General features: G+C 67.7%; 8 protein-coding genes. 5 read left to right on the top strand and 3 right to left on the bottom strand.

Annotated features, from left to right (window positions below; translation table 11 throughout):
* The first annotated feature begins 75 nt into the window (after positions 1-75).
* On the top strand, positions 76-1,110 hold the full coding sequence (locus tag ACFWRO_RS07665; protein ID WP_384505738.1) for a helix-turn-helix domain-containing protein: 1,035 nt from the start codon (positions 76-78) through the stop codon (positions 1,108-1,110).
* A 151-nt stretch (positions 1,111-1,261) separates the two neighbouring features.
* Positions 1,262-3,979, top strand: a complete 2,718-nt coding sequence (gene acnA, locus ACFWRO_RS07660; RefSeq protein WP_384505735.1) for an aconitate hydratase AcnA — start codon at positions 1,262-1,264, stop codon at positions 3,977-3,979.
* 87 nt (positions 3,980-4,066) lie between these two features.
* On the opposite strand, the gene ACFWRO_RS07655 is transcribed toward acnA, so the two are convergent.
* From ACFWRO_RS07655 to ACFWRO_RS07645, 3 genes are all read right to left on the bottom strand, one after another.
* Complete coding sequence (locus tag ACFWRO_RS07655; RefSeq protein ID WP_384505733.1) at positions 4,067-4,501, bottom strand: hypothetical protein; 435 nt, start codon at positions 4,499-4,501, stop codon at positions 4,067-4,069.
* A gap of 225 nt (positions 4,502-4,726) precedes the next feature.
* Positions 4,727-5,644 carry an FG-GAP repeat domain-containing protein gene (locus ACFWRO_RS07650; protein WP_384505731.1) on the bottom strand — a complete coding sequence of 306 codons (918 nt, stop codon included), beginning with the start codon at positions 5,642-5,644 and terminating at the stop codon, positions 4,727-4,729.
* Between the two features lie 153 nt (positions 5,645-5,797).
* Positions 5,798-9,637 carry a GH92 family glycosyl hydrolase gene (locus ACFWRO_RS07645; RefSeq protein ID WP_384505729.1) on the bottom strand — a complete coding sequence of 1,280 codons (3,840 nt, stop codon included), beginning with the start codon at positions 9,635-9,637 and terminating at the stop codon, positions 5,798-5,800.
* Between the two features lie 388 nt (positions 9,638-10,025).
* On the opposite strand from ACFWRO_RS07645, the gene ngcE reads away from it, so the two are divergent.
* From ngcE to ACFWRO_RS07630, 3 genes are all read left to right on the top strand, one after another.
* Positions 10,026-11,489: an N-acetylglucosamine/diacetylchitobiose ABC transporter substrate-binding protein gene (gene ngcE, locus ACFWRO_RS07640; protein ID WP_384505726.1), complete on the top strand. Its 1,464-nt coding sequence runs from the start codon at positions 10,026-10,028 to the stop codon at positions 11,487-11,489.
* Between the two features lie 115 nt (positions 11,490-11,604).
* On the top strand, positions 11,605-12,534 hold the full coding sequence (locus ACFWRO_RS07635; protein WP_384505723.1) for a carbohydrate ABC transporter permease: 930 nt from the start codon (positions 11,605-11,607) through the stop codon (positions 12,532-12,534).
* A gap of 127 nt (positions 12,535-12,661) precedes the next feature.
* Complete coding sequence (locus ACFWRO_RS07630) at positions 12,662-13,600, top strand: carbohydrate ABC transporter permease (RefSeq protein ID WP_384505720.1); 939 nt, start codon at positions 12,662-12,664, stop codon at positions 13,598-13,600.
* Positions 13,601-13,856 lie beyond the last annotated feature (256 nt).

Here is a 13,856-nt window from a genome sequence, read left to right as displayed (position 1 = left end):
CGGATACGGAGAGTCTGGCAACGGCGGACGCCCGGCACGAGTGTCTGGAACGACACGCCCCATACACTTCCGGACATGGAATCGGACAGCGGTACAGAGGCTGCGGGCACGGACACGAGCACGGGCGCGGGCACGGGCATCGTCGCGCTGGCCGTCACCGACGGCATGCTGCACTTCGAACTCTCCGTGGCGTACGAGGTGTTCAGCGACCCCCTGTACGAGCTGGCCGTCCACGGCCCCGCCCCCGTCCGCTTCGGCAGGTTCCTGCTGGAGCCGGACGGCGGCTTCGAGGGCCTCGCGGGCGCAGGCACGGTGATCGTCCCCGGTTGGGCCGACGCCGACGTGGACCCGCCCGCCGCCCTGGTCGACGCGGTGCGCGCGGCCCATGAGGCGGGCGCCCGGGTGGCCTCGCTGTGCACGGGCGCTTTCGTGCTCGCCGCCGCCGGGCTCCTCGACGGGCGGCGCGCGACCACGCACTGGGCGCACACCGAGGCCCTGGCGGCCCGGTACCCCCGGGTGGAGGTCGACCCGGACGTCCTCTACGTCGACAACGGGAGCGTGCTGACCTCGGCGGGCAAGGCCGCCGCGATGGACCTGTGCCTGCACCTGGTCCGCCTCGACCACGGCTCGGCGCTCGCCAACACGGTCGCCCGCCGTCTCGTCGTACCCCCGCACCGGGCCGGCGGTCAGGCCCAGTTCGTCACCGCCCCGGTGCCGGCCCAGGACGACCACCCGCTCGCCGCCCTGTTCCCGTGGGTCCTCGAACGGCTCGGCGAGCCGCTGACCGTGGAGGACCTGGCCCGCCGGGCGAACATGAGCTCGCGGAACCTGACCCGCCACTTCCGCACGGTGACCGGCACCACGCCGCTCCAGTGGCTGCTGACCCAGCGGATCCGCCACGCCCAGGAGCTCCTGGAGGCGACCGACGACAGCGTCGACGCCATCGCGACCGCCACGGGAATGGGCACGGCCACGACCCTGCGCCGCCACTTCAACCGCACGATCGGCGTGCCGCCGGACACGTACCGCCGCACCTTCCGCAGCACGCGCTCCACGCGCGCGGACGCGCACAGGCATGCCGGGCATGACCGAGCGGCGGGGATGCACTAGAGTTATCTCGACATCGAGATAACTGCTTACGGCGCACCGCAGCCGCCCACCCGGGTAAGGGTTACCTAACTAAGTCTTACCTTAGCGGATCGGCGAGGAGTCGTGGCGGCAGCATGGCGGTAATACGCGCACATTGATGAAGGAGACTGTCGTGTCGGCGAACAGCTTCGACGCCCGCAGCACGCTGCGCGTGGGCGACGAGTCGTACGAGATCTTCAAGCTGGACAAGGTAGAGGGCTCCGCGCGCCTTCCCTACAGCCTGAAGGTTCTTCTGGAGAACCTCCTCCGCACCGAGGACGGCGCGAACATCACCGCCGACCACATCCGTGCCCTGGGCAGCTGGGACTCGCAGGCTCAGCCGAGCCAGGAGATCCAGTTCACGCCGGCCCGCGTGATCATGCAGGACTTCACCGGTGTGCCCTGTGTCGTCGACCTCGCCACCATGCGCGAGGCCGTCAAGGAGCTCGGCGGCGACCCGGCGAAGGTCAACCCGCTCTCCCCGGCCGAGCTGGTCATCGACCACTCGGTCATCGCCGACAAGTTCGGTACGAAGGACGCCTTCGGCCAGAACGTCGAGCTGGAGTACGGCCGCAACAAGGAGCGCTACCAGTTCCTGCGCTGGGGCCAGACCGCCTTCGACGACTTCAAGGTCGTCCCCCCGGGCACCGGCATCGTCCACCAGGTGAACATCGAGCACCTGGCCCGTACGGTCATGGTCCGTAACGGCCAGGCGTACCCCGACACCCTCGTCGGCACCGACTCGCACACCACCATGGTCAACGGCCTCGGCGTGCTCGGCTGGGGCGTCGGCGGCATCGAGGCCGAGGCCGCGATGCTCGGCCAGCCGGTCTCCATGCTCATCCCGCGCGTCGTCGGCTTCAAGCTGACCGGCGAGCTGCCGGCCGGCACCACCGCCACCGACCTCGTCCTCACGATCACCGAGATGCTGCGCAAGCACGGCGTCGTCGGCAAGTTCGTCGAGTTCTACGGTCAGGGTGTGGCCGCCACCTCCCTCGCCAACCGCGCCACCATCGGCAACATGTCGCCGGAGTTCGGCTCCACCGCCGCGATCTTCCCGATCGACGGCGAGACCCTGAACTACCTGAAGCTCACCGGCCGTTCCGCGCAGCAGGTCGCGCTGGTCGAGGCGTACGCCAAGGAGCAGGGCCTCTGGCTGGACCCGTCCGCCGAGCCCGACTTCTCCGAGAAGCTGGAGCTCGACCTCTCCACGGTCGTCCCCTCCATCGCCGGCCCGAAGCGCCCGCAGGACCGCATCGTCCTCGCGAACGCCGCCCAGCAGTTCGCCCTCGACGTCCGCAACTACGTGGACGAGGCCGACGAGGCGGGCAAGGAGTCCTTCCCGGCCTCCGACGCCCCGGTCAACCACCCCGACGGCGCCCCGTCGAAGCCGGTCACCGTGACCGCCCCCGACGGCTCGACGTACGAGATCGACCACGGCGCCGTCACCGTCGCCGCGATCACCTCCTGCACCAACACCTCGAACCCGTACGTGATGGTCGCCGCCGCGCTCGTCGCGAAGAAGGCCGTCGAGAAGGGCCTGACCCGCAAGCCGTGGGTCAAGACCACCCTCGCCCCGGGCTCGAAGGTCGTCACCGACTACTTCGACAAGGCGGGCCTGACCCCGTACCTCGACAAGGTCGGCTTCAACCTCGTCGGCTACGGCTGCACCACCTGCATCGGCAACTCCGGCCCGCTGCCGGAGGAGGTCTCCAAGGCCGTCAACGAGCACGACCTCGCGGTCACCTCGGTCCTCTCCGGCAACCGGAACTTCGAGGGCCGTATCAACCCCGACGTCAAGATGAACTACCTGGCGTCCCCGCCGCTGGTCGTCGCGTACGCCCTCGCGGGTTCGATGAAGGTCGACATCACGAAGGACGCGCTCGGCATCGACACCGAGGGCAACCCGGTCTTCCTCAAGGACATCTGGCCCTCCGAGGCCGAGGTGAACGACGTCGTCGCCAACTCCATCGGCGAGGACATGTTCAACAAGTCCTACCAGGACGTCTTCGCGGGCGACGCCCAGTGGCAGGCGCTGCCGATCCCGACCGGCAACACCTTCGAGTGGGACAACGAGTCCACCTACGTCCGCAAGCCCCCGTACTTCGAGGGCATGACGATGGAGACCACCCCGGTCACCGACATCGTCGGCGCGCGCGTCCTCGCCAAGCTGGGCGACTCGGTCACCACCGACCACATCTCCCCGGCCGGCGCCATCAAGGCCGACACCCCGGCGGGCCAGTACCTGACGGAGCACGGCGTCGAGCGCCGCGACTTCAACTCGTACGGTTCCCGCCGAGGCAACCACGAGGTCATGATCCGCGGCACGTTCGCCAACATCCGCCTGCGCAACCAGATCGCGCCGGGCACGGAGGGCGGCTTCACCCGCGACTTCACGAAGGACGGCGCCCCCGTCTCCTTCATCTACGACGCCTCGCGCAACTACATCGAGCAGGGCACCCCGCTCGCGATCCTCGCGGGCAAGGAGTACGGCTCCGGCTCGTCCCGTGACTGGGCCGCCAAGGGCACAGCGCTCCTCGGCGTCAAGGCCGTCATCGCCGAGTCGTACGAGCGCATCCACCGCTCGAACCTCATCGGCATGGGCGTCCTCCCGCTCCAGTTCCCGGAGGGCGCCTCGGCGGCCTCCCTCGGCCTGACCGGCGAGGAGACCTTCTCCTTCACGGGCGTCGAGGAACTGAACAACGGCACGACCCCGCGCACGGTCAAGGTCACGACGGACACGGGCGTCGACTTCGACGCGGTCGTCCGCATCGACACCCCCGGCGAGGCGGACTACTACCGCAACGGCGGCATCATGCAGTACGTCCTCCGCAACCTGATCCGCGGCTGACGCACCGACTGACAGACGAACGGGCCCCGCTCCTCGAAGGAGGAGCGGGGCCCGTTCGCGTACGCGCGGCGCGCAGGCCAAGCCCGATCAATGCCGATGGGCGCGGTCCAGCCCCTCGCGCATGACAGCCACCTGTCGTCGCACGCGGTCGTTGGCGCGCGACCTCCCGGAGGTGTACCCGGCCAGAGTCAGAATCGGCAGGTCCTTCCCGTCCGCCTTCTGGACCACGGGCATCTCCGCCTCGAAGAGACCGTTCCCGCCCAGGGGTCCGACGGAAATGGACCGAACCTCACCCCAGGGCAAGGTGGCCCACTTGAAGATCCCCCGATAGCGAATACCCACGTCGTCCACCCGAGCCCCCGCGAAGGGAGCCGTCGCCGACACCCATCCCCCAAGACCCAGGGTCAGGACGACGGTGAACTCATTTCCGCTGAATTCCCCGGAGGCCAGGACGGATACCCCTATGGACAGAGCCAACAACCCCACCACGAAGGAGACCCAGTTCCACGTTCCAAAGAGCATCGCTCAACCTTTCAGGAAGTCTTCCGCCGAGGGTGGCTGGCCTGGAGGAGCGACCGTCAGGAGCTCCCGTGGCCAGGTGCTACACATCGGCGTGGATCGCTGATGTGTGCGTTTTGGGCGCTGTGGTGACGAACGGTCACGACGCTGTCATGCACGAAACGGGCCCCGCTCCTCTTTCGAGGAGCGGGGCCCGTTCGTCTGTTCGTCAGGCGCTCAAGGCGTCGATCAGAACATGAGGCGGTACGTGTTCCAGCCGCCGGTGCCGATGACGGCCTTGGGCTTGAACGGGGCAGAGGCGATGCCGGTGCCCGAGTAGCGGTAGAGCTTGCCGGCCTTGTCACGGGCGATCATGTCCGTGATGCCGTCCAGGTCGATGTCGCCGACCGTGACGAGCGAGTTGAAGGCGTTCCAGCCGGCGCCGATCTTGGTGCGCGTCTGGAACGGGGCCTTGTAGTTGCCCGTGCCCTTGTACAGCCACAGGATGCCCGCGCCGTCGCGCGCGACGATGTCGGCCTTGCCGTCGTTGTTCAGGTCGCCGTTGCCCGCGATCTGGGTGTAGGAGCCCCAGCCCGCGCCGACCAGGGTGCGGCCGGTCACCTTGCCGTTGCCGTAGCCGAGGTAGATGTACAGCTTGCCGGCGTTGTCACGGGCGAGCAGGTCGTCCGCAGCGGCGCCGCCCAGGTTGCCCGTCGAGATCACCTTGTTGTAGATGCCCCAGCCGCCGCCCACGCGCGCCGGGTCCTCGCCCCACTGGAGGTACTCCAGCGAGCCGTTGGTCACGGCCCAGACACCGTCGGAGCGGCCGTCGGCGTTGTGGTCGACCTGGGTGATCTGCTTGGTGTACTCCCAGCCCGAGCCGGAGAACAGGCGGGTGTCGAGGCCACCCTGGCCGTTCGGCGTGTAGCCGTACATGAAGCCCGTGCTGTCGACGCCGTACAGGGCGTTCAGCGGGGCCTCGGCCGCGGCGGCCGGAGCGTTGAAGGTGCTGGCGGCCGGCGCGGACTGCGCGGTGTCCGCGGAGCGCGGCTTCGGCGCCTCCGCCGCGACCGCGCTCGTGGTCGTGGCGACCAGGGCCGCCGTTATCGCGGCGACCGTGACACGGGACAGGATGCCCGTGGTGTTCAGGCCAGAAGAATTGGCCACGTAGTACTCCCGTTTTTTGGTCCAACGGGTCCGCCGCGACCCTGTCGAGGGGCGCGGCGGACCACTCATGCCCGAAGATCCTCGCACAGGATCTTCACAGGGCAATTTGTTTGTGACAGAACTGTTTCGGATAGACGGTCATGTTCGACCGGATCAGCTCAGCAGCTCCACTTCCGCCAATTTCGCCTCCCCGTCCACGATCAGACGGTATGTCGTGAATGCACCCGGCGACTTGATCGTGAATGCCCTGGTTTGGCGGTCCCAGGTGAAGGATTCACCGGACCGGCTATCCACATTCATCCACTTCTGTCCGTCCGTAGAGCCCTGCAGCACCCACCCCGTCGGCGCCGAACCCGCCGCCTCCGACGTCAGCGTGTACTGGACCGCTCGCGTCTTCTCCGCCACCGGCAGAACGGCCGGCGACGTCGCCGTCACCACCGTCGACGTCGCCGACGTGTTGTCGACCAGCGGGCCCGTGCCCGTCGTCGCGTCCCTGCGCGGAGCCGGGGCCGAGCCGAGCGGGGTGATCGAGACCGGGCCCGCCTCCTTGCCCGTGCCCCAGGTCGACGGCCTCGGGCCCATGTCGAACGTCAGCTTGCCGCCGCGGGCCAGGACGTCGTGGGGGAGTGCCGTGGAGTTCCAGCGCTTGCCGTTCAGCTTCACGCCCTGGACGTACACGTTCTTCGCGCTGTTGCGCGGGGCCTCGACCACGAGCGTGCGGCCGTTGTCCATCCGCAGGGTCGCCTTCGTGAAGAGCGGCGAGCCGATCGCGTACTCCCCGCTGCCCATCACCAGCGGGTAGAAGCCCAGCGCGGAGAAGAGGTACCAGGCCGACTGCTCGCCGTTGTCCTCGTCGCCGTGGTAGCCCTGCCCGATCTCGCTGCCGGTGTACAGGCGGGAGAGGACCTCGCGGACCTTCTCCTGCGTCTTCCACGGCTGACCCGCCGCGTTGTACATGTACGGCACGTGGTGCGCGACCTGGTTGGAGTGGCCGTACATGCCCATCCGTACGTCCCGGGCCTCCGTCATCTCGTGGATGACGCTGCCGTACGAGCCGACGAACTCCGGGCTCGCCGTCTCCGGTGTCGAGAAGTACGTGTCCAGCTTGCCGGCCAGGCCCGACCGGCCGCCGTACAGGTGCGCCAGGCCCCGCGAGTCCTGCGGCGCCGTGAACGCGTAGCCCCAGCCGTTCGTCTCCGTGTAGTCGTGGCCCCAGATCCGCGGGTCGAAGCTCGCCGACGGCACCCGCCACTCGCCCTTGAGGTCGCGGCCCTGGAAGAAGCCGGCCTTGCCGTCGAAGAGCGAGACGTAGCTCTGCGCCCGGGAGAGGAAGTACGCCGCCTCCTCCTGGTACCGCTTCTCGCCCGTCTTCTTGTGCAGCGCCTGCGCCATCTTCGCGATGCCGTAGTCGTTGAGGTACCCCTCCAGGGACCAGGAGAGGCCCTCGTGGGTCTCCGTCGACGCGTAGCCGAGGAAGGGGGAGGTCTCCATGCCCTTGCGGCCCACGCCCCGGCTCGGAGGCACGACCGTCGCGTTCTTCAGGGCCGCCTCGTACGCCGCCTTCGCGTCGAAGTCCACGCCCTTCACGTACGCGTCGGCGAACGCCACGTCCGAGGACGTGCCGGTCATCAGGTCCGCGTAACCGGGGGAGGACCAGCGGGAGATCCACCCGCCGTCCTTGTACTGCTGCACGAAGCCGTCGACCAGCTCGCCCGCCTTCTTCGGGGTGAGGAAGGAGTACGCCGGCCACGTCGTGCGGTACGTGTCCCAGAAGCCGTTGTTGACGTAGACCTTGCCGTTCACCACCTTTGCCCCGGTATGGGTGGGAGTGTCCTCGCCCGTCATCGGGGAGAACGGGCTCGCGTACTTGTACGTCGACCCCACCTTCTCGAAGCCCGAGTTCGGGTAGAGGTACAGGCGGTACAGGCTGGAGTAGAGCGTCGTCAGCTGGTCGTGGTTCGCGCCCTCCACCTCCACCCGGCCCAGGATCCTGTCCCACGCCGTCTGCGCCCGGTCCTTCACCTTCTCGAAGCGGCTGCCCGCCGGCAGCTCGTCCGCGAGGTTCGCCTTCGCCTGGTCCACCGAGAGCAGCGAGGTCGCAAGGCGGAGCGTGACCGTGCGGTCCGTGCCCGCGTCGAAGCGGAAGTGGCCCTTCACGCCCTGTGCTGCGGAGTCGGTGACCGGCGCGTCGAAGACGCCGTACACGAACATCCGCGTCGCGCCCGTCGACAGACCGCTCTTGACGTCGGAGTAGCCGGAGAAGGAGCTCGTCGCCGGGTCGAGGGTAAGGCCGCCCTGGTCGGTGACGTTGTCGAAGACGACGCTCGCGTCCTCACCCGGGTAGGTGAAGCGCATCATCGCCGCGTGGTCCGTCGGGGTCATCTCGGCCTTCAGGCCGTTCTCGAAGGTGACGCCGTAGTGGTGCGGGCGTGCCGTCTCCTTCTCGTGGCGGAAGGCGAGCGCCCGCGCCGTCCGGTCCGCCGGCGGAGCGCCGGCCGCCGCCGAGGGCATCAGCTGGAAGGTCTGCCGGTCGCCCATCCAGGGGCTCGGCTCGTGGCTCGCCGCGAAGGCCTGCACCGTCGGCAGGTTGTCCGCGTTGTTGCCGCGCGCGTACTCGTACAGCCAGCTCTGCGAGGCCGCGTTGGTCACCGGCGTCCAGAAGTTGAAGCCATGCGGGACCGCGGTCGCCGGGAACGTGTTGCCGCGGGAGAACGCGCCGCTGGAGTTCGTGCCCCGGATGGTCGACGCGTAGTCGGAGAGCCGGGCGAGCCGCTTCTCGGGCGCCTTGGGCTTCAGCGCGATGTCGTCGATCCAGCCCTGGAACTTCGCCGGGCCCTTGGGGGAGTCGTACGCCACCAGGATCCGGTCCACGGTCTTCCCGGCCGCGACCGAGCCGATCCGCGCGGACACCTGGTTCCACTGGTTGACGTAGAGCCGCTTCGCCGCGCCCTGGCCCTGCGGGGAGAGCGCGCCGCCGTGGGAGTCGGTGGCCCGCAGCTCGCTCAGGTGAGTGCCGTCGGTGAACGCCAGGTCCACCGACACGTTCGTGGCCGGGTAGTTGAGGTCCGTCTCCGGCATGGACGGGAAGATCCGGTACGACAGTTCGGTGTCCCGGTCGATCCGGGTGTCCACGTCGAAGATCCGGTTGTACGAGTACGCCCGGCCGGCCGGCTTGTGCGTACCGGCGTAGCGCAGCGCCCGCGTTCCGGTGAAGCCCGCGTTCGCCTTCGCGGTCGGCGAACCGCCGGGGCCACGGTCGACATGGCTGCGCATCTCCTCGGGCACGGGGGCCGAGGTGTCCCCGTTCGAGAATTGAACGTCGGCCAGTTGGGTGAGATTCGCGCCCGCGTTCTTCGTGAGCTCCAGGCGGTAGTGGCGGTACGCCGTGTCGTTGGTGAAGTCGAACGTCCGGGTCTCGAAGCGCTTGGCGAAGCTCTGGCCCGACCGGCTGTCGAGGACCTTCCACTCCTTGCCGTCCGCGGAGCCCTTGAGCGTCCAGTCCCTGGGGTCGCGCTCCGCCGCGTCGTTCGCCGAGGTCAGCGCGTACGTGACCACCTTGACCGGCTCGTCGAGATCGAACTCCAGCCAGGCGGTGGGCTCGAACACCAGCCATTTCGTGCCGGGCTGGAGATCGACCAGATTCTCCTTGGTCTCTCCCGAGCCCGCGTTCTCACCGCTGGCCCGCAGCGTCGTCACCTTGTCGGTGACATTGCCCGGTATTCCACTGGCGAATCCGCCGTCGACCCCCGACGCCCGCGGGGCCCCGTCCGCTGCGATGTCCACCGAATTGCGCCAGGTGGGCTGTGTTTCGTCCGATTCGAAGGAGGTCGTGAACTCCCGGGAAGGTGTGTCCGGTTGGCCGGGAAGTGCCTGTGCCGCGGAGGGCGCCGAACTCAGTACCAATGCCGTCGACGCGAGCAGCGCCGCGGCTCTGAGGCGGGGGTTCCGGGACCGGTTCCCGGACCGTGATCGGGTGCGAATTCTGGGATCCATGGAGTGTCGCCGCTCCTGCCGCTGGATTTGGACAACGTTGTCATCTGAATGGCGCAGGCTCCAGTAGTGGGGCAAGTAGCAGGTGGTGTCAAGGGTGTTGACAGCAAGTCGAGGGATGAAACGGCACTTATACGCCGTCATAATCCGGGAGGTCTCACTTCGGGAAAGACTGCCTCGCAAACCGGCTTTCGATCTTGCTCAGAAGAAGGGAAGTGGACTATACCTGTCGGCGTCCGGACCGTCGTACCTCTCACCCGACGGCACGACGCCTGTACGTGTACGACCCAAGCTGCATACGAATGCGGTGGCGGGGCCCTTCGCCTGTGGCGAGCAGAAAACGGGCGACCGGTACACCGCCTGAGTCCTGAATGAAGGCGAGGACTTGAGCATGGGATCCACCTCCGCGCACGACACCTCCGCGCACCACAACGAGGGCCTCGGCCGCCGTGATCTGATCAAGCGCTCCGCCGCCCTCGGTCTGATCTCGGTGCCGACGATGAGCTTCCTCTCCGCCTGCGCCAGTGGCGGTGACGGTGGCGGCGGCGACAAGGTCGAGAAGGGCACCAAGTCCGAGAAGAACCCGCTCGGCGTCAACGGCTCGGCCCCCCTGGACTTCGTCCTCTTCGACGGCGGCTTCGGCCAGCAGTACGCCAAGGACGCGGTCAAGGTCTACGAGGGCACCTACCCGCAGGCCAAGGTCAAGTTCACCGCCACCCAGAAGATCACCACCGAGCTGCAGCCGCGGTTCAACGGCGGCAACCCGCCGGACCTCATCGACAACTCCGGCGCCGAGCAAATGGACATGGGCGTCCTGGTCGGCCAGAAGCAGCTCACCGACCTCACCGCGCTGCTCGACGCCGCCTCGCTCGACGACCCGAACAAGAAGGTCCGCGACACCCTCCGCCCCGGCATCGTGGAGATGGGCCAGTTCGACGGCGCCCCGGTCTGGATCCTCTACTACGCGTACACGGTCTACGGCGTCTGGTACTCCCAGAAGCTGCTCGAGTCGCTCGACGCGACGTACCCCGAGACCTGGGACGAGATGCTGGCCGTCTGCGAGAAGGCCAAGAAGAAGGGCATCGCCGGCTGGACGTACGCGGGCAAGCACCCGTACTACGTGCCCTTCTCGCTGTACCCGATGATCGCCAAGGTCGGCGGCCGCGAGGTCCTCGACGCGATCGACAACCTGGAGCCGAAGGCCTGGGAGCACCCGGCCGTCAAGGCCTGTTTCGAGGCGTACTACGAGCTCCAGCGCAAGGGCTACATCCTCCAGGGCACCCCGGGCCTCGACCACATCCAGTCGCAGACCGCCTGGACCGAGGGCAAGGCGCTCTTCATCCCGAACGGCTCCTGGGTGGAGAACGAGGCGGCGAAGACCATGCCGGCCGACTTCAACCTCGCCGTCAACGCCCCGACCGGCATCGACTCCTCCGACAAGATGCCGTTCGGCACCATCTGGGCCTCCGGCGGTGAGCCCTTCATCGTCCCGGCCAAGGCGAAGAACATCGAGGGCGGCATGGAGCAGCTGCGCATCATGCTCAGCGAGGCCTCCTCGAAGAACTTCACCAAGTCCGTGAAGTCGCTGACCGCCTTCAACGGCGGCACCGACGGCATCGAGCTGACCCCGGGTCTGAAGTCCGGTGTCGCGGCCCTCGACAAGGCCGGCCAGAACGTCGTCAACCCGCGTCTGCAGGACTGGTACGTGGCGCTGCAGAAGGAGAAGATCGGTGTCGCCGGACTCGGCGAGATGATGGCCGGCCGGGCGACCCCGGCCGAGACGATCAAGAAGATCCAGAAGTACGCCGACGAGGCGGCGAAGGACACCTCCATCAAGCACTACAAGCACCAGTGAGCTGTGCCGGGGCCCCTTCCCGCCGACCGGGAGCGGGCCCCGGCTCCTTGCGTACGGCACGCACGCCACGCACGGCACCAGCGGCTACTCCGCGGGAAGATCGGGGTCGGTAGGAATGCAACACGGCAAGTACCGTTTCATCGTGGGATTCCTGGCGATCCCCCTGGCCATGTACGCGTTGTTCGTCATCTGGCCCTTCGTCCAGTCCATCTACTACTCGTTCACGGACTGGAGCGGTCTCAGCCCCGAATTCCAGATGGTCGGGTTCGACAACTACAGCCGCATGCTCGACGACGAGGTGTTCTGGAAATCGCTCCAGCACAGCCTGACCTTCGCCGTCGTCCTGCCGCTGGTCACCGTCGGCCTGGCGCTGTTCTTCGCGTTCATGCTCAATGTCGGTGGTCGGCGCCGCCGGGGAGCGGCCGTCGCCGGTGTGCGCGGCTCCTCCTTCTACAAGATCGTGTACTTCTTCCCGCAGGTGCTCTCGATCGCGATCGTCGCGCTCCTGTTCCAGTTCGCGTACAACCCGAACAGCGGAGCCATCAACTCCGTCCTCAAGGGAGTCGGACTCGGCAGCATCCAGCCCGACTGGCTGGGCGACCCGAACCTGGCCCTCATCTGTGTGATGGTCGTCCTCGTCTGGTCCACGGTCGGCTTCTTCGTCGTCCTCTTCTCGGCGGGCATGGCGTCCATCCCCAAGGACTTCTACGAGGCGGCGCTGCTCGACGGCGCCAACCGGTTCACCACGTTCTTCAAGATCACCCTGCCGCTGCTCTGGGACACCGTGCAGTCCGGCTGGATCTACATGGGCATCCTGGCGCTCGGCGCCGAGTCCTTCGCCGTCGTCCAGATCATGACGGTCGGCCCCAACGGCGGTGGCCCTGACTACTCCACCATCGTGATGCCGCTGTACGTGTACCAGAAGGCATTCCGCGACGGTCAGGCCGCCTACGCGACCACCATCGGTGTCGCGCTGCTCGTCGTCACGCTGCTCTTCGCGGCGGTCGTCATGCGGTTCGGCCGGCGCGAGCGGCTGGAGTACTGATGCCTCGTCCCCAACCGATGTCGCGTCATCGACCGACGCTGTGTCTTCCCGGCGGACAAGCCCCGGATCCCCAGCAGGAAAGCAGCTCGGTCGCGGTGGCCGGCACGACAGCACGAGGTGACCTCCGGTGAAAGCCATCGACACCCCTCCCGCCGGCGCGGCGCTCCCCGAGCCGCCCGAGCCCGGCATCACGAAGGTGACGGAGCGCGCGCCCGCCGCTCCCCGCAGGACGAGCAAGGCGGAGGGCGCCACCCTCAACGTCTTCTCGCACGGCATCCTGATCATCTGGGCGATCATGGTGATCATGCCGCTGCTGTGGGCGGTCATGACCTCGTTCAAGACCGACCGGGCGATCTTCACCTCGCCCTGGGCGCTGCCCGACAAGCTGCACTTCGAGAACTGGTCGCGCGCCTGGACCGAGGCGCACATGAGCGACTACTTCCTGAACACCATCCTGGTGGTGGGCGGCTCGCTGATCGGCACGCTGCTCTTCGGCTCGATGGCGGCCTACGTCCTGGCCCGCTTCGACTTCCCGGGCAACCGCTTCATCTACTTCCTCTTCATCGGCGGGATGAGCTTCCCGATCATCCTGGCGCTCGTACCGCTGTTCTACGTGCTCCAGAACATGGCCCTGCTCAACACGCTGCACGGCCTGGTCCTGGTCTACATCGCGTACTCGCTGCCGTTCACGGTCTTCTTCCTCACGGCCTTCTTCCGCACCCTGCCGACCTCGGTGGCGGAAGCGGCCTTCATGGACGGCGCCTCGCACACCCGGACCTTCTTCCAGGTGATGCTGCCGATGGCCAAGCCCGGCCTGATCAGCGTGGGCATCTTCAACTTCCTGGGCCAGTGGAACCAGTACCTGCTGCCCACCGTGCTCAACACCGAGCAGGACAAGAAGGTGCTCTCCCAGGGCCTGGTCCAGCTCGCCGTGAGCCAGGGCTACAAGGGCGACTGGTCCGGCCTCTTCGCCGGCCTGGTGATGGCGATGCTCCCGGTCCTCGCCGCGTACATCATCTTCCAGCGCCAGGTGGTCGCGGGACTGACTGCGGGCGCGGTGAAGTAACCGTCCAGGACACTTGCCGGCGAAGGGCGGCCCCCGCGCGAGGGGGCCGCCCTTCGCCGTACACCGCCCCCGTTCGGACTACATGACGTGATCGAATGGTCACGAGGAGTGCTTGACTTCGGGCTCATTCGAGCCTCACCTTGCTCAAGGTCTTGCTCAAGGTCTTGACGGGAGACAAGCCCAAAGGCTCAGCTTAGAGTTCACAAGTTGGAGAACAAGCTGGGGTCTCACAGGCGCGTCCCCGGCCGGGGCGGTG

This window comes from Streptomyces sp. NPDC058579, from assembly GCF_042718575.1.
Lineage (GTDB): Bacteria > Actinomycetota > Actinomycetes > Streptomycetales > Streptomycetaceae > Streptomyces.
The sequence above is the reverse complement of the archived record's forward strand: the minus strand, read 5'-3'. Positions and strand labels throughout refer to the sequence as shown.